Source organism: Gordonia sp. HS-NH1, assembly GCF_001418765.1.
Taxonomy (GTDB): domain Bacteria; phylum Actinomycetota; class Actinomycetes; order Mycobacteriales; family Mycobacteriaceae; genus Gordonia.
The window spans coordinates 137271-161790 of record NZ_LIYC01000006.1 but is presented as its reverse complement, the minus strand read 5'-3'; the positions used below and the strand labels follow the sequence as shown (position 1 = coordinate 161790).

At 70.0% G+C, this 24520-nt stretch carries 14 protein-coding genes; 7 read left to right on the top strand and 7 right to left on the bottom strand.

Annotation, left to right across the window (positions count from 1 at the left end):
* Window positions 1-19 precede the first annotated feature (19 nt).
* The 3 genes from sigK (at window position 20) to AMD30_RS07100 (ending at window position 2746) form a co-directional block, all read left to right on the top strand.
* Window positions 20-628: an ECF RNA polymerase sigma factor SigK gene (sigK, locus tag AMD30_RS07110; RefSeq protein WP_010842244.1), complete on the top strand. Its 609-nt coding sequence runs from the start codon at window positions 20-22 to the stop codon at window positions 626-628.
* Between the two features lie 7 nt (window positions 629-635).
* A complete protein-coding gene (locus tag AMD30_RS07105; RefSeq protein WP_055475153.1) occupies window positions 636-1583 on the top strand; it encodes an anti-sigma factor in 948 nt (315 codons plus the stop codon).
* Window positions 1584-1708: 125 nt separating this feature from the next.
* On the top strand, window positions 1709-2746 hold the full coding sequence (locus AMD30_RS07100; protein WP_084817217.1) for an alpha/beta hydrolase: 1038 nt from the start codon (window positions 1709-1711) through the stop codon (window positions 2744-2746).
* A 48-nt stretch (window positions 2747-2794) separates the two neighbouring features.
* On the opposite strand, the gene AMD30_RS07095 is transcribed toward AMD30_RS07100, so the two are convergent.
* Both AMD30_RS07095 and AMD30_RS07090 read right to left on the bottom strand, forming a co-directional pair.
* A complete protein-coding gene (locus tag AMD30_RS07095) occupies window positions 2795-3160 on the bottom strand; it encodes a response regulator transcription factor (protein ID WP_010842247.1) in 366 nt (121 codons plus the stop codon).
* A 243-nt stretch (window positions 3161-3403) separates the two neighbouring features.
* The gene (locus AMD30_RS07090) at window positions 3404-4120 is read right to left on the bottom strand and encodes a DNA-binding response regulator (protein ID WP_035717194.1); all 717 of its coding nucleotides are present in this window, start codon (window positions 4118-4120) and stop codon (window positions 3404-3406) included.
* A 329-nt stretch (window positions 4121-4449) separates the two neighbouring features.
* On the opposite strand from AMD30_RS07090, the gene AMD30_RS07085 reads away from it, so the two are divergent.
* On the top strand, window positions 4450-5205 hold the full coding sequence (locus AMD30_RS07085; protein WP_010842249.1) for an acetoacetate decarboxylase family protein: 756 nt from the start codon (window positions 4450-4452) through the stop codon (window positions 5203-5205).
* Window positions 5206-5272: 67 nt separating this feature from the next.
* Complete coding sequence (locus AMD30_RS07080) at window positions 5273-6286, top strand: pirin family protein (RefSeq protein WP_010842250.1); 1014 nt, start codon at window positions 5273-5275, stop codon at window positions 6284-6286.
* 108 nt (window positions 6287-6394) lie between these two features.
* Here AMD30_RS07080 and AMD30_RS07075 read toward each other — a convergent pair whose 3' ends face one another.
* Together AMD30_RS07075 and AMD30_RS07070 are read right to left on the bottom strand one after the other, a co-directional pair.
* Window positions 6395-7066: a CE1759 family FMN reductase gene (locus tag AMD30_RS07075; RefSeq protein ID WP_010842251.1), complete on the bottom strand. Its 672-nt coding sequence runs from the start codon at window positions 7064-7066 to the stop codon at window positions 6395-6397.
* Window positions 7063-8163, bottom strand: coding sequence for an LLM class flavin-dependent oxidoreductase (locus AMD30_RS07070; protein WP_055475152.1), 1101 nt, complete (start codon window positions 8161-8163; stop codon window positions 7063-7065). Before AMD30_RS07070 ends, AMD30_RS07075 begins: the two co-directional genes overlap by 4 nt.
* Window positions 8164-8334: 171 nt before the next feature.
* On the opposite strand from AMD30_RS07070, the gene AMD30_RS07065 reads away from it, so the two are divergent.
* Together AMD30_RS07065 and AMD30_RS07060 are read left to right on the top strand one after the other, a co-directional pair.
* Window positions 8335-8868, top strand: a complete 534-nt coding sequence (locus AMD30_RS07065; protein WP_010842253.1) for a hypothetical protein — start codon at window positions 8335-8337, stop codon at window positions 8866-8868.
* A gap of 80 nt (window positions 8869-8948) precedes the next feature.
* Window positions 8949-9584 (top strand): hypothetical protein, encoded by a 636-nt coding sequence (locus AMD30_RS07060; RefSeq protein ID WP_010842254.1) that lies wholly within the window; start codon window positions 8949-8951, stop codon window positions 9582-9584.
* A 110-nt stretch (window positions 9585-9694) separates the two neighbouring features.
* On the opposite strand, the gene AMD30_RS07055 is transcribed toward AMD30_RS07060, so the two are convergent.
* From AMD30_RS07055 to AMD30_RS07045, 3 genes are all read right to left on the bottom strand, one after another.
* Window positions 9695-10012, bottom strand: coding sequence for a hypothetical protein (locus tag AMD30_RS07055; protein ID WP_010842255.1), 318 nt, complete (start codon window positions 10010-10012; stop codon window positions 9695-9697).
* Window positions 10013-10318: 306 nt separating this feature from the next.
* The gene (locus tag AMD30_RS07050; protein WP_010842256.1) at window positions 10319-10546 is read right to left on the bottom strand and encodes an MbtH family protein; all 228 of its coding nucleotides are present in this window, start codon (window positions 10544-10546) and stop codon (window positions 10319-10321) included.
* A gap of 122 nt (window positions 10547-10668) precedes the next feature.
* The gene (locus AMD30_RS07045) at window positions 10669-24489 is read right to left on the bottom strand and encodes a non-ribosomal peptide synthetase (protein ID WP_055475151.1); all 13821 of its coding nucleotides are present in this window, start codon (window positions 24487-24489) and stop codon (window positions 10669-10671) included.
* Window positions 24490-24520: the final 31 nt, after the last annotated feature.

The following is a 24520-nucleotide window of genomic DNA, read 5'->3' as shown; positions in this document are numbered from 1 at the left end:
TGTTCGTTACCGTGGACCAGTGACACCGGACGATGGCAGCGCGGCCGCCCACGCGCACCACGGACGCGGGGGCGAGGCAGGGATGTTGCGGGAACTGCTGGCCGCGGCCGCGGCGGGCGACCGAACCGCATTCTCCACTCTGTACGACCTCACGAGTTCGCGGATCTACGGCCTCGCGTTCCGGGTCGTGCGCGACCGCCAGTACGCCGAGGAGATCGTCCAGGAGGCGTACCTGCAGTACTGGCAGAAGGCTGCCGAGTACCAGCCCGGGCGCGGGTCGGTCATCACCTGGATGATGACCATCGCCCACCGGCGGGCCGTCGATCGTGTGCGCTCCGAGGAGCTGCAACAACAGCGGATGTCGCAGTACGGCGCGGTGTCGGTCGAGACACCGCGGAACATTCCGCTCGAGGTCGTTGTGCAGACCGACGAGGCGCGTACGCTACGAACATGTCTCGGTACGCTCACGGAACTGCAACGGAGCTGCATCGAGATGTCGTACTTCGGAGGCCTGACCTATCCCGAGGTCGCCCGGCACACCGACACCCCCTTACCCACCATCAAGTCTCGGATTCGAGATGGCCTGCGTCGGTTGAGAAATTGCCTGAGGACGCACGAGGACGCCTGAACCCACAATGACCACACCCGATACGACGTCCGGGGACCGCGGGTCCGCCTGGCTCGACGATCACGTCGAGCTCTTCGCGGTCGGCGCGCTGACCCCCGACGAGACGACCCGAGCCGAACAGGAACTAGCCGCCCTGCCTCCGCAGCGGCGCGCGGCCTACGACGTGCAGATCACCGACATCCACGCGGCCATGGCCGGTTTCGCGACGACCTATGCGCTCGACGCGCCGCCCGAACTCCGGGACCGGGTGTTGCATCACGTCTTCGAGGGCGCGCCGCTCAACCCGGACGCCTACATGCCCGCGGGCATCGATCCCGGCCCGCCGAACGCGAGCGGCGCCGCCAGCGACCCGGAACCCGCTGCCGCTCCGGCCGGCACGGACCGATCCGGGGAGACCGACCTCGTGCCACCGCCGCCGATCGAACTGCGGCCCCGCGAATCATCCCGCGGCCAACACCGGGCCGGTGGCACCGCACCGCGTCCGGCACGCGCCACCGCGATCCTGGCGGCGGCGGCCGTGACGGTGGCAGTGGCGCTGGGAGCGGGCGTGCTCATCGGTCGCACCACCGCCCCGGAAACCTCCACCTCGACGACGGCGCTCAGCGACTCCCAGCGCGAGGTGCTCGGAGTGCTCACCGCAGCCGACGCGTCGGTGACCGTCGAACCACTCGCCGACGACCGCGGGACCATCGCGGTGGTGACGTCCGAGTCCGCCGATCAGGCCGTCGCGCTCCTGCGGGATCTGCGCACTCCGATCCCGGCCGACAGCACCTACCAGTTGTGGTTGGTCGGCGGTGGCGACCAACCCGTGCCGGCCGGCCTGATCCCCGGCGACGACACCGCCCCCGTGGTGGTGAACGACGTGGGCGGGTCGAGCGTGCTCGCGGTGACCATCGAACCGGCCGGCGGCTCGCCACAGCCGACGACGCCGATCCTCGCCCAGGTCGCCCTCTAGTCCCGGCGTGATTCGATCCTTCGGGTGACAGTCGTAGCGTTCTGTTCCCCGACGACGATCCATAGACTGAGGAGCCGTTCGGTGCGTCGGCGAACGGGTGCGTCTCGAGAACGAGTGGGTGCGGTGTGAACGGAAACGGTCGTCGACCTCTCGACGGTTGGAAGCTGCTCGCCGGGGTGATGACGGTGTGTGCGGTCATCGCGGGCCTCGCGACCGCGCCCGGGGCGCCGGCTTCCGCGGCACCGCCGTCGGCTCCCGACGGTTCCCGCATCGTCGACTCCTACCGCGACGACGCACAACAGGTGACCCTGCTGGTCCACTCCGCGGCCATGAACCGAACGGTTCCGGTCACCGTTCTCACTCCCCGGGACCGCTCCCGGCCGGCCCCCACCTTCTATCTGCTGAACGGCGCAGGCGGCGGTGAGGACTCCGCGACCTGGGACGCGCGGACCACCTACAAGCGCTACTTCGCCGACAAGCACGCCTACGTCGTCACGCCGATCGGTGGCGCCTACTCGTACTACACCGACTGGCAACGCGACGACCCGGCGCTGGGCCGCAACAAGTGGCAGACCTTCCTCACCAAGGAACTCCCGCCGCTCGTCGACGACGAATTCGACACGACCGGGGTCAACGCGATCGCCGGGATCTCCATGGCGGGGACTTCGGTGCTCAACCTCGCCATCGCGGCCCCCGGGCTGTACCGGTCCGTGGCCGCCTTCAGCGGGTGCGCCCGGACCAGTGATCCCGCCGGGCAGCAGTACATCCGGCTGGTCGTCGAGGACCGGGGCCAGGCGGACATGACCAACATGTGGGGACCTCTCGACGGTCCCGGATGGCGGGCCAACGACCCCTACCTGAACGCGGCGAAACTCCGTGGCAGCAAGGTCTACATGACCACCGGCACGGGAGCGCCGGGAGTTCACGAACAGCTGGCCGACCCGAGCATCGCGGGCGACGGCTTCACACTGGCCAACCAGGCGATCGTGGGCGGCGGGATCGAGGTCGCGATCGACATCTGCACGCGGCAGATGGTCGAGCGCATGCGTTCGCTCGACGTCCCGGTGCACGTCAACTTCCGCCCGGCCGGCACCCACTCATGGGGCTACTGGCAGGACGACCTGTACCAGACCTGGCCGCGGATCGAACGCGACCTGCGATGAGGTCCAGCCGGCGTCCGCGTCACCCGACTCGGCCCATCGGTCGGGAACTCACCACGCGTCGAGGCCCGTGTATCCGTCCTGCAGAGCGCGAGCGAAGAGATGAGTCTTGGTCGGCGCACCCCGTCCGACGGCGGTGTACTTGGCACGGATTCGTGCAAGGTGCGTGCTGACCGTCGACGCCGAGATGAACAGGCGGGCCGCGGCATCCTCCTTGGAGTCGGCGGCGAGCCATGCCAGCAAGACCTCGATCTCGCGGTCGGACAGGCTCGGTCGAGGGATCGCGGCGGCCACCTCCCCGCTCCCCCGGTAGTCCGCCAGACGCGCAACGGGCTTGTGCCCCATCGTGTCCGGCCCATCGGCACGGCGTGGTGCCGGCAGGGCGCCGGTCGCGAAGATCTGTGTGGTCGCCGTCATTGATCCCATCCCCTTTTCGATCAGCGCATCGCTGACGTCCCCCGCGCCGCACGCTCCACGCGTTCTCATCGTTGTCCCACGGTAGGTCGGCCGTGGTGTTGGTCGGTAGACCCAGAACTGGGGACCTCGGCCCGCCCCAACCGATCTCGCATCCGATTCCCCATTCGCTCCCCTCCTCTGTCTTCTGGTCGGCATCCCCGACGTCCGGGCAGTGTCACCGCTCGCGGGCGGTTCGCACTCCGCTCACCGCCGGCGCCCCCGAGAGTCGTCGGAGACCGCTCCGCTGGTCCGTCGGCGCCGCTGCGGCACCGGCAACCAGCCGTCTTCGACCGCACGTTTGAACAGGTCCACCTTGGTGTGCGTGGGCCTCCCCGCATCCGCGTATTTCTGGCGAATCCGCTTGAGGTATTCGTTGACCGTCTCGGCGGACACCCCCAGGGCGGCGCCGACCCGAGCCGAGGTCTCCCCGGATGCGTAGAGCGCCAAGACCTTCTGCAACTGAGGAGACAGGTCCACCGCGGCGAGCTCCGGATCGCCGTCGATGGCTGCGGCCCACTCCGTGGTGAGAACCGCCCTGCCCCGGGCCGCCGACCGGATCGCATCGATGATGACCGACTCGTCGGCCGACTTGAGGACCACGCCGAGCGCTCCGGCCCGAGCCGCCGATCGCAACAGCGCCGGATGCTCTCCGGACGTGTAGACGACAGTGGCGACCCCGGCGGCGGACAAGGTGGTGACATTCTCGCGAGGCGTCGTGCCGTCGTCGAGGCGCAGGTCCAGGAGGACGACGTCGAGGGGCATCCCACCGAGCACACCGTCGACTGTCGAGGCAGCGCAGACCAGCGAGATGTCGGCGATCGGGTCGAGTACGCGCTCTATCCCCCAGATCGGCGATCGATGGTCGTCGACCATCCCGACGCGGACGAGTGACCCGCCATCCTCCGACGGTCCTGTCGTCATCGCGTTCACCCCCTCGGAACCCGTCGGCGCGATCGGCCGCGACAGCTGTGCCTGTCTCACGACGACCCGGTTCTCAGCAAGTACACAGCGTTTTGCGACGTTGTACTCAGCGAACGTATCCGACGAGTCGGACACATTCCCCCGTCGTCGACCTCACCAGCGACGATCTGTCCCAATCTGGAACCGTTTGTGTCCACATTCTTGGGGACATCGCCACCTCGCGACATCCGCGACCGACACGTGCAAGACTAGAACATGTTCTAGAAATCGCGATTCAGGCCCGTCCGCGCCGTCGACCGGTCGTGATCCCACCCCGAGAAGGAGAACAGGTGAGCGCACCTTCGACCCACGACGTACTCGGCACCACGGTGACGATGCCGGTCGAGATCCGGCACGCCCGGTGCTTCGTCGCCGGGTTCACCGCCGACACCGCGGCCGTCACCCGGGCCATCGACGCCCAGTCGGCGCGGCCCGGCATCCTCCGGCCGCTGCGCATCCGGCCCGGTCGCACGATGTGCATGCTCGTGTTCGTCGACTACGTCGACGGCGATCTCGGACCGTACAACGAGTTCGGGGTGTGTTTCCTCGTCGAGGACCCGACCGTTCCGCCCGCCTCACCGGTCCGGGCGCTGCGTTCCCTGCTGAAAGGCGACGCGCGTGCGCTCGTACACCGCCTCCCGGTCGACGGCGAGTTCACCCTGGCCGCCGGCCGAGGCATCTGGGGCTTCCCCAAGACGCTCGCCGAGTTCGACGTCGACCACTCCTCGGCCACGAGACACGGCCGGCTCGTCGCCGATGACGCGCTCATCGCCGACCTGAGCGTGAAGCCGGGGATCAAGGTCCCCGACTCCACCGCCGACACCGTGTTGCACGCCTACTCGCAGCTCGACGGCATCACCCGGATGACACCGTGGCGCCTGACCTCCACCGGCGGAACCCGCACGCGGATCGGCGGTGCGCGCCTGACCCTCGGCGACCACCCGATCGCCGACGAACTGCGGTCGCTGCGGCTCGGCCGACATGCGCTCATGTCCAGCTCGGTGGACCGGATCACGATGCGTTTCGAGGACCCCACGCTCGTCTGACCGGGCCGGCGGCTCCCGTGGACGCGGGTCTGCGGACGCCCGGGCCGCGGTCGCGGACAATGGCCCCATGAGCAATCTGGAAACGGACCCCGTCGAGGTCGAATGCCGCGCCGGGGCCGGCATCGCCTCGGGTTCGGGCCTCCTCCACATGGACGTACTCACCGCCCGCGACGTACCGCTCGGCGGGCCGCGCGCGATGACCGTGCACCGGACGCTGCCGCAGCGGTCCCGGTCGCTGATCGGGGCCTGGTGTTTCATCGACCACTACGGTCCCGACGACGTCGCGAGCAGCGGCGGGATGGACGTTCCGCCGCACCCCCACACCGGACTCCAGACGGTCAGCTGGTTGTTCACCGGGGAGGTCGAGCACCGGGACACGATGGGCAACCACGCGATGGTCCGCCCCGGCGAGATCAACCTGATGACCGCCGGACACGGGATCGCGCACACGGAGGTCTCGACACCCGACACCACGACTCTGCACGGCGTGCAGCTGTGGGTCGCCCTGCCGGCCGACAAGGCCGACACCCCACGCGACTTCGCGCACCACCGGCCCGACGCGCTCGACCTCGGCGGAGTGACCGCCAAGGTCTTCCTCGGACACCTGTTCGGCACGCGCTCGCCGGTGCACACGTTCACGCCGCTGACCGGCGCCCAGCTGGACTTCGCGCCCGGCGCCACGGTCGACATCGACGTCGATCCCACCCACGAACACGGCATCCTGGTCGACACCGGGGCCATACAGGTCGCCGGAACCGATGCGGCACCGCTGTCCCGCACCGAACTGGGCTACCTCGGGCTCGGCGCGCGACGGATCACACTGACCAACGTCGCCGACACCGACGCGCGCGTCGTCTTCCTCGGCGGCGCACCGCTGTCGGAGGACATCGTCATGTGGTGGAACTTCATCGGTCGCACGCACGAGGAGATCGTCGCCTACCGGGACCAGTGGGAAGCCCACAGCGAGCGATTCGGGCAGGTCCACGGTTACGTCGGATCGACCCAGCACCTGCCCGCTCCGCCGCTACCGCATTCGCGTCTGCGCGCCCGGACCAACACACCCGGGCGCGCCACCCCCTGAACCGAACAGACCGCAAACCCACCACGGATGCACAAACGCGCTCCCGATTCGGGGGCGCGTCTGTCCATCTGTGGTGGGTTTGTCCACCGGGAGACTCTCAGCCGGCGATCACGCCGTGCCGAGCAGCCTCGCGAAGTTCGCGATTCCCGCGGCCTCGACCGCCTGCTGCCGGCCGCCGGCCGCATCGGATGCGATCGACGGTCCCCGGGCGGGGGCGTCCACCGGACCCGCACCGCCCCGCGGCGTGAGAAGCGACGCGAGTTCGGCTGCGGCGCGGGCGATCCGGTCGTTCAGCGAGGCGGTGTCCCCGCCGGCGCCCGCCCAGTCCGCCGATGCGGCGTAGACACCGGTCGGCAGGACGACGGTGCGCAGGTAGGCGAACAGCGGTCGCAGTGCGTGATCGAGCACCATCGAGTGTCGTGGGCTGCCACCGGTCGCGCCGATCAGCACCGGCTTACCCGCCATCGCATCGATGTCGACGAGATCGAAGAACATCTTGAACAGCCCGCTATAGGAGGCGTTGAACACCGGCGTCGCCACGATCAGGGCGTCCGCGCCCTCGACCGCGTCGAGCGCCGTGCGGGCCCCGCCCGAGGCGAAGCCGACCGTCATCGCCTGGCCGAGGTCCCCGGCGAGGTCACGCAGGTCGACGATCTGGACATCCGCGCGCCCCGGCCCGAGTCGTTCGGTGACCGCCGCGACCATCCGGTCGATGAGCAGTCGCGTCGACGACGGTTCGGACAGGCCCGCGTTCACCGCAACGATCCGCAGTGCGGTCACGACGACACCTCCACACCTTCCTCGACATCCCGGCGCGCGGCGACGAGCGACGCGTGCGTCGGCGCCTCGGGAACGTCGGCGGGGCGACCCTCGGCGAATCCGGCCCGCAGGTCCGGCAACACCTCGCCGAGCAGGTCGAGCTGCTCCAGCACGGTCTTGAGCGGAAGTCCCGCATGGTCGACGAGGAACAACTGACGCTGGTAGTCGCCGAAGGTCTCCCGGAAGGTCAGCGTCTTGTCGACGAACTCGGCCGGGCTGCCGACGGTCAGCGGCGTCTGCGAGGTGAAGTCCTCGAGCGACGGCCCGTGGCCGTACACCGGCGCGTTGTCGAAGTACGGACGGAATTCCCGCACCGCGTCCTGCGACTTCGGCCGGATGAAGAACTGCCCGCCGAGTCCGACGATGGCCTGATGGGCCTTGCCGTGTCCGTAGTGCTCGTACCGTTCGCGATAGAAGTTGATCAACCGCTGGAAGTGCTCATTCGGCCAGAAGATGTTGTTCGCGAAGAAGCCGTCGCCGTAGTAGGCGGCCTGTTCGGCGATCTCGGGACTCCGGATCGAGCCGTGCCAGACGAACGGTGCCACATCGTCGAGCGGACGAGGGGTCGAGGTGAAGGACGTCAGCGGGGTGCGGAACTGTCCCTCCCAGTCGACGACGTGCTCGGTCCACAACCGGTGCAGCAGGTGGTAGTTCTCGATCGCGAGTGGAATGCCCTGCCTGATGTCCTGCCCGAACCACGGGTACACCGGACCGGTGTTGCCGCGCCCGAGCATCAGGTCGACACGCCCGTCGGCGAGGTGCTGCAGCATGGCGAAGTCCTCGGCGATCTTCACCGGGTCGTTGGTGGTGATCAGCGTGGTCGCAGTACTCAGTTGCAGGCGCTGGGTCTGCGCCGCGATGTAGGCGAGGGTCGTGGTGGGCGACGACGAGAAGAACGGCTCGTTGTGGTGCTCGCCGAGTGCGAACACGTCGAGTCCGATGTCCTCGGCCTTCTTCGCGATCTCGACGATCGCCTTGATCCGCTCGTGCTCGGTCGGCGTCGTACCCGTGGTGGGGTCGACGGTGATGTCGCTGACGCTGAAGAGTCCGAACTGCATGTCGCGCCTCCTTGTCGTGGTTACACACACTCTAACCGGACCGCGGTCCGATTAATTCCGGAGGCCGGTGGGTTAGTGTTGGCTTACTGCGGGGAAGCGCCGCGGACCGGCGCCGGGAGCGAAGCGAGCGGGCCGAGAGACGCCAAGAGATACAGCATTCAGGAGAGTCGCATGAAGATCCGGAAGTCCGTCGCTGCCGTCACCCTCGCCGGGGCCGCATTGTTCGTCGTCACCGGTTGTTCGGAGTCCACCGACACCGTCGACGAGGCCACGAGTGCGGTGTCGACGGCCGTCGAGTCCGCTGCCAGCCAGGTCGAGACCGCCGCCAGCTCCGCGGTCGACGAGGTCACCGGGCTCAGCAACGACGACGCGCAGGAAACCCTCCGCCAGGCCATCGATCCGGCCACCTCGTCCGAGGAGCTCGACGACGTCATCGACGTCACCAACCCCGCGACCAAGCCGGCCGCCATGGCGTTCGCGAAGGGTGCGTCCGCGGCGGGGTACACCCCGGACGCGTTCTCGGTCAAAGAGGTCACCGAGGACGGAGACAAGGCCACGGCGACCGTCGCCGTGAAGAGCCCACACTCGCCGGCCCCGGTCGACATCCAGCTCGGCTTCGTGAAGGTCGACGGCGACTGGAAGCTCAGTGGTGACGCCATCCAGCAGCTGATCAGCATGGGTAGCGGCCAGCAAGAGGGCAACTAGACCCCCGGCCCACGTCGCCTCCTCGCCTACACTCGGACGGGTGCGGTTCCGCCCCGGCGCCGGACGGCGAGGAGGTGTACGTGCGTACCGATCATCCCACCCAACCGTTCGCTCCGCCGGTGACCGAACGGCATGAGCGGTGGCCACTGGTCAACGATCTCGACGACACCGAACTCCCGGACGCGACCGAGCCGGAGCCCGAGCGCGTCGTCGTCGCCAGAACTTCTACGCCGGACTCACCGGTCCCGATCAGGATCGACACCGCGGCGGGACCGACCCCGCGGTCGGCGACCCGGGTACAGACCAGGCTTCCCGCACGCGAACATGCCGCGCTACCGCCCGTGGGCGACTTCTGGGACCTGCAGAACGCCGGCTCGGCGTCCCTGGCCGCGATGCCCGTGCCGGCCGGACCGGTTCCGCCCCGCCCGGCGCCCTACCTGACCCGGCCCGTCGGCGGCCGTCCCGTCGCTCCGGCCGCATCGCTGGCGCTGACCACCGGCCTGATCTCGATTCCCCTGACGCTCGTCCTCGGCCTGGGCGCGGTTCTCGGTCTGGTCGCCGTGGTCTCCGGCGCCGTCGCCGTGAGACAGGTCCGTCGCGCCCCCGCGGAGCGCAAGGGAACCGGCCGCGCGATCACCGGCATCGTGACCGGCGCCGGCAGCATGGTCGTCGGCGGCCCGATCTTGCTTCTTGTCCTCTTCCTCGCCGGACTGTAGTCACAAGAACGCCCGCGCCTCGGCTGAGCAGCGCCCGGGCAGATGGACGCCACAGAAACGACGAGACCCGCCGTTCGGCGGGTCTCGTCGTGGTGTCGGTGTGTCGGGGACTAGCTGACTGCGCGCAGCCGCGGCCTGACCGAGGCCACTTCGCCGCGTTCGCGCCCGAGCCAGGCCTGGATCTCGCCGATGACCTGCAGCCTGGCGTCCACCGGGTCGATGTCGGCGAGCGACGGCATGCAGTGCATCAGAGCGGCGTAGAACGCCGAGGTCGGCGACATGCCGTACTCGGCGAGCACGTTTCCGTAGTCTTCGACGCGATCGGCGAGTTCACCATAGGTGAGAGCCTCATCGCCCAGCCGAACTGCTGTCAGGTGGGGCGTGATCGCCCCTCGGTTCTGGATGTCGTCCAGAAGTAGCTGGTCCATGATTACTGCCTTCCCGCCCGTGGAGCGTCGATCGCCGTGTCCGCGCCTCCCCTGACGTTGGCACCGAGCGATCCTTCAACCCAGTGTGCCCTACCTCATTCAAGTAGTAGAACACTGGCTCAACATGTGTGGGATATTCCACAACAATTCCCGTAACTCTGCTGTACTTCGATGTTACGGCTGTGACTGCAGTTGAAACAGGAACCCAGTGGGTTGCTTCGTTACCTGTTATCCACATGCAACTGTCCCGACATTCAAGCTAGTCCGACTTTGCAGATCGCGAGTGTCGAACCCCCGAACCGAGGCTCAGGCGTCGCCGCCCTTGTCCGCCTCCATGGCCTCGATGAGGCTCTTGGGCCGGAGGTCGGTCCAGTTCTGCTCCACATACTCCAGGCACGCCGCCCGGCTGTCCTCGCCGAAGACCTTGGTCCATCCGGCCGGGATGTCCGCGAAGGTCGGCCACAGCGAGTGCTGGTTCTCGTCGTTGACGAGCACGTAGAAGCGGCCGTCCTCGTCGTCGAATGGGTTCGTCATGGGTGTCCTTTCTCCGTTGGCGCGGCGACTGTCGTCACCCGCCTGCATTTGTTGTTGTCGAACGTAATGGCTCTCGGCCGGGACGTCGGCGAGGTCAGGTCGATGATGTCACGCAAATCCCCTCATTCCGGTCCCCGACCGTCCGTGGCGTCGATCCGCGACAGCTGGGCGTCGAGAGTCGGCCCGATGACCGCCAGCGCGTCGGCGTTCGCCATCCCCAGGTGGTGTGTGGCGACGTCGACGTTGTCGATCGCACCGGTCACGAACGGCCGCCAGGCACCGGCCAGCAGGGACGGGTCGTCCTTGTCCTCCGTGGCGGTGAAGACGTGCATGTCGCCTGCGAAGACGTCCGGCCGGTAGTCGAGGACCACCTGAGTGGAGGAATCGAAGCTGTCCATGATGCGCTCCACCTGATCCTCCGCCAGCAGACCCATGCCGGAGATCTGCTGCCGGATGATCGCGGTGACCTCCTCGGAGGTGGACGCCTGCACGTCGTCGCCGAGATCGAAGAGATCCCGCCAGCCGCCCAGGACGTCGACGACCGTCGACGCGTCGGGCTCGATGGTCTCGGCGACGGTGGACCCCGGTGCGGCGCCGGACTCGGCGACCCTGCCGGACGCGTCCTCGTCGGTCGACGGACGCTCGTGACCGACAATCACGGGTTCGTCTTCCGGCCGCGAGTCCATGATCCCCAGGTAGGCGACGCTCTCACCGAGTTCGACGAGGTGGGTGGCCATGGCGTGCGCGATGACACCGCCGACGGACCAGCCGAGCAGGTGGTACGGGCCGCTCGGCTGGACGCGGCGGATCTCCTCGACATAGCGCCGGGCCAACGCGCGTGCGTCGGTCACGCTCGGTTCTCCGGTCACCACGTGCGGGTCCTGCAGCCCGTAGATCGGCCGATCCCGGAGGTGGGGTGCGAGCCCACCGTAGAACCAGGCGAGGCCGCCGGCGGGGTGCACACAGAACAGCGGCGGCCGCGATCCCTCGCCGCGGAGGGTGATCACGACGTCGCTGCTCACCGAGTTGCCGTCGGCCAGTCGTCGGGCCAGCCCACGCACGGTCGGGTCGTTGAACAGCCACGCGAGCTCGATGTCGAAGCCGTTCTGGTCGCGCAGTGCGGCCGCGACGCGAGTGGCCGACAGCGAATTGCCGCCGAGGTCGAAGAAGCTGTCGGTGGCCCCGACCCGCTCGACGCCGAGGATCTCGGCATAGGCGTCGGCGATCGCCTGCTCGACCGGGGTGGCCGGCGCGACGAACTCGACGGTGGCCACCTCGGGTGCGGGCAGCGCCGCGCGGTCGAGCTTGCCGACCGGGGTCAGCGGGAACTCGTCGAGCACCGTGATCGACGCGGGCACCATGTGCGCGGGGAGCTGCGCGGCCAGCAGGTCCCGCAGAGCGTCCACCTGGACGCCGTCCCCGACGACATAGGCGGCCAGGCTCGACGCCACCGAACTCGGTGTCCCCGACTCCCCGACGCCGACGACGACCGCCGAACGCACCTCGGGCGCCGACCGCAGCGCCGCCTCGATCTCGCCGAGCTCGATGCGCAGTCCGCGGAGCTTCACCTGGTCGTCGCTCCGACCGGAGTACTCGAGCGTGAATGCGCCCGAGCGCGACTCACGCCACCGCACGACGTCGCCGGTCCGGTACATCCGGCGTCCGGACCCCGCGTACGGACTGGCGACGAATCGCGAGGCGGTCAGGTCGGGCTTGTCGAGGTAGCCGCGCGAGAGGGCGGGTCCGAGGACGTAGAGTTCCCCGGCCACGCCGACCGGCACCGGTCGCAGGTGTGCGTCGAGCACCAGGAACTCGACGCCGGGCAGCGGGCCGCCGAGGCGGACCGGGTCGCCCGGTGTCGCCGCCTCGCCGACCGCGATCATGATCGTCGTCTCGGTCGGGCCGTAGCCGTTGTGGATGCGGGTGTGGGATGACCACTCGTCCATCACCGACTGCGGAACCGCCTCGCCGCCCGCGGACACCGCCTGCAGGCTCGGCAGCGCAGCCGGGTCGAGCGTGGACAGCACCGACGGGGTGAGGAAGGTCGTGGCGACCTCGTGTCGCTGCATGAACTCCTGCAGCTCCGCACCGCCGACCGCCGTCGACGGGCGGTAGACGAGCGTCCCACCGTTGATCGTCGCGAGGAGGTATTCGAGCACGGAGGCGTCGAAACTCGGGGACGCGAATCCCAGGACGACCGCCCCGTCTTCGGTCCCCATCGCCCGCGACTTCGCGACGGCGAAATTCCGCAGTCCCGAGTGCGACACCGCGACACCCTTGGGGCGACCTGTCGACCCCGAGGTGTAGATGACGTAGGCGACGTTGTCGATGCGGACCGGACCGGCCGGCTCGGCCGGCTCCACCGTGACGTCCGAGGTGGCGTCGAGTTCGGCCAGCACCGAGGCGTCGTCGAGCCGGATCCACTCGAAGCCCTCGTCCGGCAGCGCCCCGACGCCGGCGACCGACAGACCCATCCGGGCGCCGGAGTCCTCCACCATGGTCGCCACCCGTTCGGCGGGGTAATCCGGATCGATCGGGACGTAACCTCCGCCGGTCTTGGCGACCGCCCAGATCGCGACCAGAAGGTCGACGGACCGGGGAATCGCCAGTGCCACCAGCGTTTCCGGACCGACCCCACGGCCGATCAGCCAGCGCGCCAGGCGGTTGGACCGGGCGTGCAGCGCGGAGTACGACAACGTCGCGCCGGTGGCGTCGACCACCGCGGTACGACGCCGGTACCGCGTGCCGGCCTCGGTGAACAGCTCGCCGAGCAACACGGCGTCGGCCGCCTCGCCACCGTGCACCGGCACCAGGGACTCGGCCTCGCCCGGCAGCAGGATCGGCGCCGCGGCCACCGGAGCGGTCGGGGTCGACGTGAGCGCGTCGAGCAGGTTGACGAACCGGGCCGTGAACCCGGCGGCAGTCGAGTCCGCGAACAGGTCGGTGGCGTATTGCAGTGCGCCCGACCAGCTCTCGCCCGACACAGCCTTCGCGACCGAGAACAGCAGATCGACCTTTGCCGGCACCTCGCCCGCATCGAGAGCGGTGACCGAGATCTCGCCGAGATCGGCCGACAGCGTCTGTCCGGCCAGCTCGGGCACCACGCTGCGATCCAGGGTGAGCCACACCTGCGTGAGCGGGGCGAAGGCCTCGGAACGGACCGGGTTGAGCCGGTCCACGAGGGTCTCGAACGGGAGGTCGGCGTGCGCGAAGGCGTCGAGGTCGACGCGACGGACGCGACCGAGTACGTCGGCGAACGTGTCGGCCCCCGAGTGTGCGGTCCGGAGGACGAGGGTGTTCACGAACATTCCGACGAGCGGGTCGAGCACCGCGGCACCCCGGCCGGCGATCGGCGTGCCGATCGCCACGTCGTCGGTGCCCGACAGGTCGGCGAGCAGGATCGCCAGCGCCGCGTGCAGCACCATGAACGGGGTGACCCCGAACTCGTCGGCGATGGTGTCGATCCGCGCGGTGACGTCCGCCGGGATCGTGAAGGGCACGCGCGCGCCGCGCTGCGAGGCGACCGCGGGACGAGGCCGGTCGGTCGGCAGTTCGAGCAGGTCCGGCATGCCGGCCAGTTGTGCGGCCCAGTAGTCCAACTGGGCGCCCATCACCGACTCCGCGTCGTCGACGTCGCCGAGGGCGCGGCGCTGCCAGATGGCGTAGTCGGCGTACTGGACGGGCAGCGGCTCGAACCGCGGCGGCGCCCCGGCGGCCCGGGCCAGGTAGGCGGTGGTGAGGTCGGAGACGAGCGGGCCCAGGGATTCGCCGTCGGAGGCCACGTGGTGCAGGACCACCGCGAGGATGTACTCCGTTGTCCCGGAGTCATTTCCGACCTCGATCAACCTGGTCCGCACCGGCCAGTCGACGGTCAGGTCGAACCCGGCGGTGACCGCGGAGAGTACGACCTCACCCCCGTCGCGATCGTCGACAGCCGGCACGAACTCGTGGTCGAGGCGACCCGGGATGTCGGAGACCGGGGCGATCGACTGGACCGGCCGGCCACCGGCCTCGGGGTAGGTGGTGCGGAGGATCTCGTGACGCGCGACGACGTCGGCGATCGCCGCGCCGAGTGCCGCGGGATCAAGGGCGCCGGTCAGACGCATCACGGCCGGGATGTTGTAAGCCGCCAGCGTCGGGTCGAACCGGTTGATGAACCACATCCGCTGCTGGGCGTACGACAACGGAATCCGGTCGGGACGCGGGCTCACCGCGACGATCGGCGGGAGTCCGCCGGTACGGTCGCCGAGGCGTTCGGCCAGCAGTCGCGGCGTCGGCGCCTCGAAGACGTCACGCACCGTCACGTCGGCACCGAGGGCGTCACCGATGCGGGCGGCCGCCCGCATCGCCGACAGCGAGTTGCCGCCGATCTCGAAGAAGTTCGTGGTGGCGCCGACGTTCTCCTCCGACATCGACAGCAGTTCGGCGAAGACCGCCGCCACTGCCGTCTCCCGCGCACCGACGAGCGGCACGATCGCGGCGGCGTCGACGGTCGGCGCGGGCAGCTGCTGTCGCACGACCTTGCCCGCGCTGCTGAGCGGCATCTCGTCCAGCAGCATCCACATCCCGGGCCGCATGAACTCCGGAAGCGCTTGCGCCACCGAGTGTTTGACCGTGTCGAGGTCCACCGAGGCCGGCGTCAGGTAGGCCACCAGCTGCTGGCCGGCCGGGGTCTCGACGACGGCGGCCGCGGCGTACACGACCCCCGGCGCCGAGGTGAGGGCCGACTCGATCTCGCCGAGCTCGATCCGCTGGCCGCGCAGCTTCACCTGGAAGTCGGTGCGGCCCTGGTATTCCAGCTCGCCGTCGGCCCGCCAGCGGACCAGGTCACCGGTCCGGTACAGGCGAGAACCCGGCTCGCCGTACGGGTTCGGCACGAAGCGTTCGGCGGTGAGAGCGGGCCGCGAGGTGTATCCGCGTGCCAGCTGGATGCCGCCGAGGTACAGCTCGCCGGTGAATCCCGGTGCCACCGGCCGCAACCGGTGGTCGAGGACCAGCGCGGTGGTGTTCGCGACGGGTCGCCCGATGGAGACCCAGTCGCCCGACACCCGCGCGACGGTCGCGTAGATCGTCGCCTCGGTCGGCCCGTACTGGTTGTGGATGGGGGCATGCGGGATCAGGTCCCGCACGGTCTCGGCGACGCTCTGCGGGAGCGCCTCGCCACCCGTGTGCAGAAAACGCAGCCGTGAGAGCCCCCGCAGCTGTCCGGGATCGGCGACCTCGGTCAGTACCGCGAGCATCGAGGGCACCAGCGTCGCCGACGTCACGCCGAAGTCGGCGAGATACCGCAGTACGGCGACCGGGTCCCGATGCGCACCGGGCTCCATGACCACGAGTCGGCCTCCGGACAGCAGCGGGCGCAGGATCTCGCCGACCGACGGATCGAAGGTCAGCTCCAACACCTGCAGGAACACGTCGTCGGGCCCGAAATCGTAGGCGCCGCGGTCGTAGTCGAGGTGTGCGCGCAGCGTCTCGTGGCTCACCGTGACGCCCTTGGGCCGACCGGTCGAGCCCGAGGTGAAGATGGTGTAGGCCGGATTCGCCCCGTCGACCGCCGAGGCGCGTTCGGCGGAGCCGAAGAGCGGTGCCGACCCGTCCGTGTCGTCGTCGACGGTCACCACGGGCACACCGGGGTCGAGCGCCTCGATACCCACCGGGGTCTGTCCCGGACCGATCAGGACCGCCGCGACATCGGCGGTACGCGCCAGGTAGTCGATGCGGTCGGCCGGTGCGGCGGGGTCCATCGGCACGAACTGCCCACCGGCGACGAGGATCGCGTGGACGGCGACGATCATCTCCACCGACCGCGGGATGCAGACCCCGACCGCGACCTCCGGGCCGACCCCGAGACCGACCAGCCGCCGGGCGAGAACGCTCACCCGGCTTCCCAATTCGGCGTAGGTCGACTCCCCGGCCGGACCCACCACCGCGATCGCATCGGGTGACGCGGCGACGCGCTCGAGGAGGAGATCGGCGACATGCGAACCGGCCGGACTCAGTTCCGGGCCGGTCGACCAGGTGTCGAGGCGGGCCTCGTCGTCCGCCGACATCGGCGGGATGTCGGCGATACGCGTCTGCGCATCGTCGGCGATCGTCCGCAGGATCCGCACGAGGGACCGCGCGAAGACGGCGACCTGGTCGTCGGCGAAGGCGTCGGGCAGGTAGGTCAGTCGGACCGCGATACCCGATGCGGTCGGTGAGGTCGCCAGGTTGAGGGGATAGTGCGTGGCGTCGGAGACCTCGACGTCCCGGATCGACAGCCCCACCGCGGCGCTGGCGGCGCCGTCGGCCAGGGAGTCGTTGTCCACGGGATAGGACTCGTGCACGGTCAGGGTGTCGAACAGCTGCGGACGCCCGACGGCGGTGAGGATCTCGGGCAGGCCGATGTGCTGATGATCGAGGACGGCGGTCTTGTCCGACTGCAGCCGGCCGAGGACCTCCGCGATCGTGGCGTCCGGATCGACGTCGACGACGGCGGGCAGGGTGTTGATGAACAGGCCGACCATCGACTCGACGCCGTCGAGTCCGGCGGGACGCCCGGAGACGGTCTCGCCGAAGGTGACCACCCGATTGTCGGTGAGCCGGGACAGCAGTACCGCCCACGCGAGCTGGAGTGCCGTGGCCATGGTCGACCCCGACCGCCGCGCCGTGCGCTCGAGCCCCGAGACCAGCTCGGGTTCGAGGACCCAGCGGTGTTCGCGCGGCAGATGCGCTGCCGCGGTGTCGTTTCCGTCGTCCTCGACGGAGGCAGCGGTGAGGCCGGGGGCGACCAGGGTGGGCTCGTCGACCGGCTCGAGGATCCGTGTCCACGCGGCGAGACCGGCGTCGAGATCGGCATCGGCGATGCGCGCGAGGTAGTCCGCGAAGTCGGTGCGCTCGCCCGTTCCCCGACCGGTGAAGGGGCTGCCGGTGGCGTACAACGCGAGCAGGTCGGCCAGCACGAGCGGACCCGACCAGCCGTCGAAGAGGATGTGGTGGTTGGTGATGACCACGCTGGTCCCCTGCGCGTGCCGCACGACCACCGCACGCAACAGCGGCGGATCGGCGAGGTCGAACGGCTCGGTCCGCTCGGCCGCCGAGACTTCGTGGACGGCGGCCCGGAGACCATCGGCGTCGGTGGCGGGCACGTCGATCACGCGCCAGCGCAACGGCACCGTTTCGGGCACGACGGTCACCACGTGCCCGCTGGGCACACGCACGAAGCCCGACTTCAGGGCGCGGTGGTGATCGAGCAGTGCGACCACGGCGGTGCGCAGCCGCTCGAGGTCGACGTCCCCGTCGAGGTGCAGGACCGCTTGGGTCACATACACATCGACCTGGTCGGTACCGGCGAGTTGCGACTGGAAGTAGAGTCCGCGCTGCAGTGGCGACAGGGCCCAGACCGCAGCGCCGGGGAATCGCTCCGCCACCGTGTCGAGGTCGTGCTGCGTCACCTCGGCACCCGGGACATCCGCCGGTGAGAGACCGACGTCGACGCCGTCGGCGACGAGGCGGACGACGTCGGCGAGTTCGGCCGTCCACCGTTGCGCGATGTCGCCGACGTCTGCCGGCGACAGGATCGCCGCGGGGAACTGCAGATCCGCGGAGAGCACTCGCCCGGCCGGGGACGCGCCGGTGCTCGCGTTGACCGTCAGCACGCTCATCGCGGCCACCCCGTCGGACACGGTGGCGGGCAGGAACGGTGCGTCGGGTGCGGGCAGGAACGGCGTGCCGTGCGCTGCGGCCACGTCGGGCGTCGTCGGCGACTCGCTCCGTCCGGTCGTGCCGCGGGTTCCGAGGTAGTTGAACGCGATCGTCGGCAGCGGACGCGAATGCAGTTGTGCGGCCGCATCATCGGTGGTGTCATCGCCGGCGGCGTACCGCAGGAGGCCATAGCCGATGCCGGAGTCGGGCATGCCGAGGCGTTCTTCCTTGGCCGCCTTGACCGCGTGGACGACGTCGTCGGCGGGATCGATGGCGAGTGGGGCGAGCGAGGTGAACCAGCCGACCGTGCGCGACAGGTCCGCGCGACGCGGCTCGGGGCCGGCCAGCAGGACGTCCTCGTATCGGCCGTGCCCCTCGGTGAGCACGGTGACGGGTGCGGTGTCGGCGATACCGCGATCGCGCTGCCAGGAGCGGACCGCGCGGGCCAGCGTCGCGAGCAGGACGTCGACCACCGACGACGAGAATGCTTCGGGCACGGTCGTGGTCAACGGATCGACGATCGCCGGATCGACGCGGTGGACGATCGAGGTCAGGGTGCCGTACCGATCGCGGTCGGGCTCGAGCGCCGCACCGAAGTCGGTGGGGGCGACCGGCGAGCGGTCCAGCCAGTACCCGGCTTCGGCCCGGCGGGCGCCGAGCTGCGCGGTGACGGCCCGTTGCCAGGCACGTTGCGAGGTCTCCTCGGCACGCACCGCCACCGGTTGCCCGGCGGTCAGTTGCGCGTGGACGGTGAGCAGATCCTCGATCAGGATCGGCCACGACACCGCGTCGACGCCGAGGTGGTGGAGTACGAGCACGATTCGTGCGGGTCGGCTCGACTCCGCGTGGTCGGAGTCCGCGGGTGCGGCGCCGGTGACGATCGTGGCGGCGACGAGTCGCCCGGCGGCCGGGTCGAGGCGCCGGGCCGCCTCGGCATGCGCCTCGACCAGTGCCTCGGCGAACCCGGGCTCGCCGGCGGCCGCGCCGGTGGTGGACGCGACGATCGAGGCGTCGGCGTCGAACGGCGTTCCGGCGGTGAGGATCCAGGTGTCACCGACGGACTCCAGGCGTGCACCGAGCATCGGATGTGCGGCCACGACCGCCCCGAGCACCTCGCCGAGATGCTCGACGGTTAGTCCCGGGGGCGCGGTGAGCACCATCGACTGGTTGAAGTCGGCGAAGTCGGCCGGTGTCCGCGCGGCGTCGACGAGCCAGGAGACGATCGGCGGGAGGTCGACCCGTCCAGCGGGTTCCCCGGCGGGCTCGGCCAGCATCGGGGCTCGGTCCCCGCCCGCCGACGCAACGCGCGCCATCGCGCGGATGGTCTTCTGTTCGAAGATCTCTCGAGGCGACAGAGGCAATCCGGCCGCCTTCGCGGCGGAGGCCAGCTGGATGGACATGATCGAGTCGCCGCCGAGCGCGAAGAAGGACTCGGTCACCGAGACGGTGTCGAGGCCCAGCAGTCCCGCGACGATCGCGGCGAGGGTCTCCTCGGCGGTCGTCGCCGGTGCGACGTACCCGTCGGCGGGTGTGGTGAACTCCGGCACCGGCAGCGCGCGCCGGTCGAGCTTGCCGCCCGGGGTCACGGGCAGCTCGTCGAGCACCATCGCGGAGTGCGGGATCATGTGTCCGGCAAGGCGGTCCGACGCCCCGGCGAGGACCGCGTCGGCATCGAGGCGCCCGTCGCCCGCGGTGTCGTCGCCCACGAGATAGGCGACGAGACGTGTGCGCCCGTGTTCGTCGTCGACGCCGGTCACGACGACCGAGCCGACGCCCGGCTGATCGCCGAGAACGGACTCGATCTCGCCGAGTTCGACTCGCTGCCCGTTGATCTTGACCTGATGATCGGCGCGCCCGGCGAACTCGATCTCGCCGGCCGCGGTGATCCGCACCAGGTCGCCGGTTGCGTACATCCGCCGGCCCGGCTCGCGGGTGAACGGGTCGGCCACGAAGGACGATGCGGTGAGGCCGGGCCGGCCGAGGTAACCGCGCGCGAGCGAGTCGCCGGTCGACAGGTAGAGCTCACCCACCACACCCTGTGGGACCGGATGCAGACGGCCGTCGAGGACATAGGCGGCGAAGCCGCGGACCGGTCGCCCGATGGTCACCGGCGCGCCGGGCTCGGATCGTCCGGTGGTCGCCCAGACGGTGGCCTCCGACGGCCCGTAGAAGTTGAACATCCGGCGCGTGGATTCCGGTGTGACCCACCGTGCTATCAGCTCGGGCGGGCATGCCTCGCCCCCGGTGACGAGGTTCCGGACGAAGCGGCCCCGCCGCGGGTCGACGGTCGCCAGCACGGTGGGGGTGATGAGGGTGTCGGTGACCCGGTCACGTTCGAGGATGCGCCCGAGTGCGTCGCCGGCGTATTCCGAGGCAGGTGCGACGACGAGGGTGTGCCCGACCGCGATCGACCACATCATCTCCAGCACCGACGCGTCGAAGCTCGGTGAGGCGACGTGGAGGACACGGGTGTCGGGGGCCTGCGCGGGTGTCCCGGTGACCTCGGTCAGCGCGGCGACGAAATTCGCGATGCCGCGGTGGGGCACGCCGACGGCCTTCGGGCGGCCGGTGGAGCCGGAGGTGTAGACGAGGTAGGCCAGGTCGTCGAGTCGCACCGGCCCGCGACGTTCGGCGTCGGTGACGGGTCCGCCCGGGACGGCCGGGTCGTCGAGCGAGGCGAGTTCGAGCCATTCGCAGGATGATTCGCCCAGCCGGCTCCGCGTCGACGCGTCGGTGAGACCGAGCCGGACACCGGAATCGGACACCATGAACGCGATGCGATCGCTCGGGTAGGCGGGGTCGATCGGCACGTAGGCGGCACCCGCCTTGATCACACCGAACACCGCGACCACCGATCCGATGGATCGCTCGAGTCCGACGGCCACCACGTCACCGGGGCCGACTCCACGCGAGATCAGCTGTCGCGCCAAGCGATTGGTACGCTCCTCGAACTCCGCGTAGGAGACCTCCGCACCGTCGTGGACCAGCGCCGGGCGGTGGGGGTCGAGGTCCCGCCGCGAGAGGAGCTCGGTGAGGGTCAGCGGTTCGGTCACCCCGCCGTCCGCGGCGGGCACGGCCTCGCCGACGGAGTTCCGGCTCGGTGCGCTGAGCGTGGCGGCGTCGATGCCGACGATGTCGATGTCACCGACGGGCAGCGCGGGACCGGTCGCCATCGCGGCGATCACCTGCAGCCAGACCTCGGTGAAGCGGCGGATGGTCGCGGCGTCGAACAACGAGGTCGCATACAGGAAGTCGGCCCTCATCGGCGACGATCCGGTGCGTTCGGACACCGAGACCGTGAGGTCGAACTTGGCGATCGGTGAGGCGACCCCGAGCGGCTCGGCACTCAGACCCGACAGCTCCACCCGGTCGATCTCCTCCGGCCGCCCGCCGGCGGCAACGAGGGTGTAGGCGATCTGCACCAGCGGCGGGTAGGCCGTGGACCGCTCCGGCGCGAGTTCCTCGATCAGATCGTCGAACTGCACGTCGGCGTGCGCGAAGGCGTCCAGGTCGGCGGCGCGGATCGTGGCGATGAGATCGTCCATCGTCGCCGCCGGGTCGACGGCCGTGCGCAGCACGAGCGTGTTGACGAACATGCCGACGAGGTCGTGGAGCGCGGCGTCGGGACGGCCCGCGATCGGGGTACCGATCACGACGTCCCGGGTCGAGGCGAGCCGGGCGACGGTGACGGCGAGCGCGGCGTGCAGAACCATGAAGAGCGTGACGTCGCGGCTGCGCGCGAGGTCGTCCAGGGCGGTGGCGAGTGCGTCGTCCACGGTCACCGACTCGACCGCCGCCGCGGTGTCGAGGACGGCCGGTCGCGGGCGATCCATCGGCAGGTCGGTCACCGCGGGGAGGTCCGCGAGGACGGTGCGCAAGTGTGCGAGCTGACGACCCATCGGCGTGCCCGGATCGTCGGCGGCGCCGAGGTATTCGCGTTGCCACAGGGCGAAGTCCGCGTACTGGACCGCGGGCGCGGCGACCGCTGGCGCGCCTTTCGTCCGGTGCAGGTACGCGCCCAGCAGGTCGCGCACGAACACCGGGGTCGACTCACCGTCGAAGGCGATGTGGTGCACGGTGACCACCACGTCCACCACGGTCTCGTCCCGACGCAGGTACCGGACCCGGAGCGGTGGGTCGGTGGCGACGTCGAAGCCGGTCGTCGCCGAGACGAACAGGTCCTCTTCGGTGTCCGCCGCCCGCCAGTCGAGGCGTGCGCGGGCCGTGTCGGGATCGGTGACGAGCTGGAGCGGGCCGTGCTCGTCACTGGGATAGGTGGTGCGCAGGATCTCGTGGTTGGCGACCACGTCACCGACCGCGGCCTCGAGCGCGTCGAGATCCAGGGTTCCGGTCAGACGCAACGCCATCGGGATGTTGTAGGCGGGAGAGGCGGGGTCGAACTGGTTGATGAACCACATCCGACTCTGCGCCGTCGACAACGGCAACCGCGCGGGTCGCGGCATGGCGGCGACGCGCGGGACGCTCCGCCCGCGCCCGGACACCAGGCCGGCCAGATCCCGCACCGACGGGGCGTCGAACAGGTCGCCCACCGACACGTCGACGTCGAGCAGGTCGGCCACGCGCGCCGCCACCCGGGCCGCGGACAGCGAGTTGCCGCCGAGGTCGAAGAACGACTGCGTCACGCTGACGCGATCGACGCCGAGGACATCGGCGACGATGGCCGCGATCGAGGTCTCGGCGTCGGACTCGGGCGCCGCGAACTCCTCGACGGTGAGTTCGGGGACCGGCAGCTGCCGGCGGGCGACCTTGCCCGCGCTGTTCAGCGGCAGATGCTCCATCGTCATCCACACCGTGGGCCGCATGTAGGCCGGCAGCGCCTGCGCGACAACCGATTTCACCGCATCGACGTCGACTGATGCGGGCGAGACATAGGCGACGAGATGGGATTGTCCGGAGACCTTCGCCACGGTGGCGGCCGCATGCAGGACGCCTGGCGCCGACATGAGGACGGACTCGACCTCCCCCAGCTCGAGTCGCTGTCCGCGCAGTTTCACCTGGAAGTCCGTACGGCCCAGGTACTCCAGCTGCCCGCGCGCGTTCCAGCGCACGAGGTCGCCGGTGCGGTACAGACGCTCTCCGGGTTCGCCGAAACCGTCGGCGCTTCCCGCCGCATCCCCGCGTGCGGGAGCCACGAAGGGGCTGGCGACGAAGCGTTCGGCGGTCAGCGCGGGTTGTGAGGCGTAGCCGCGCGCGAGTTGCACTCCCCCGAGGTACAGCTCGCCGGGCACGCCCGAGGGCACGAGCTGCAGCCGCGAGTCGAGGACGAAGGTCGTGGTGCTCGGGACCGGGACGCCGATCGGCACCGACGTCTCCCCCGCCCGCACCTGATGGGCGGTCACGTCCACGGCCGCCTCGGTGGGGCCGTACAGGTTGTGGACCTCGTTGTGCGGCAACGCCGCCACCAGCGCCTGCGCCACCGGGGCGGTCAGCGCCTCACCGGAGGTGAACGTCAACCGCAGGGACGACAGATCGCTCACGCGGTCGCCGAGCACGTCCAGGAAGACCGACAGCATCGACGGCACGAAGTGGATGACCGACACCTTCTCGGCCGTGATCACCTCCGCCAGATATCGCGGATCACCGTGACGTTCGGGTTCGGCCACCACCAGGGTGGCCCCGACCGCGAACGGCAGGAACAACTCCCACACCGACACGTCGAACGTCACCGGCGTCTTCTGCACGAAGACATCGGAATCCTTGATCGAGTACCAGTCCCGCATCCATTCCAGGCGATTCACGATCGCCGAATGCGACACGGTGACACCCTTCGGCCGACCGGTCGACCCCGAGGTGAACAGCGTGTAGGCGGCGTCGGCGGACTGTAGTGGCGCGCGACGTTCGTCGTCGGTCACCGGTGGGGTGGCGAGGTCGATCTCGGTGGTCGTGTCGACCACGACCGCGGTGACATCGGCCGGCAACTCGACGGCCGAGTCGGCGGTGACGAGGGCCAACCGTGCGCCCGCGGTCTCGAGCATGTACCGGGTGCGGTCGTGCGGCGCGTCGATGTCGAGCGGCACATAGTGACCGCCGGCGGCGACGACGCCGTGAACGGCGACGAGCAGCTCGACCGAACGCGGGATGGCGACCGCCACGGCGACGTCGGGTCCGACACCGATCGAGATCAGATGACGTGCCAGTGAGTCGACCCGCGCCCCGAACTCGGCGTAGCTGACGCGACGCGAACCGAACACGATGGCCGGTACGTCGGACCTCGTCGCCACATGCACCACATCGGTCACCGTTGGGCCTCCATCTCGCCTCGTCGCCTGC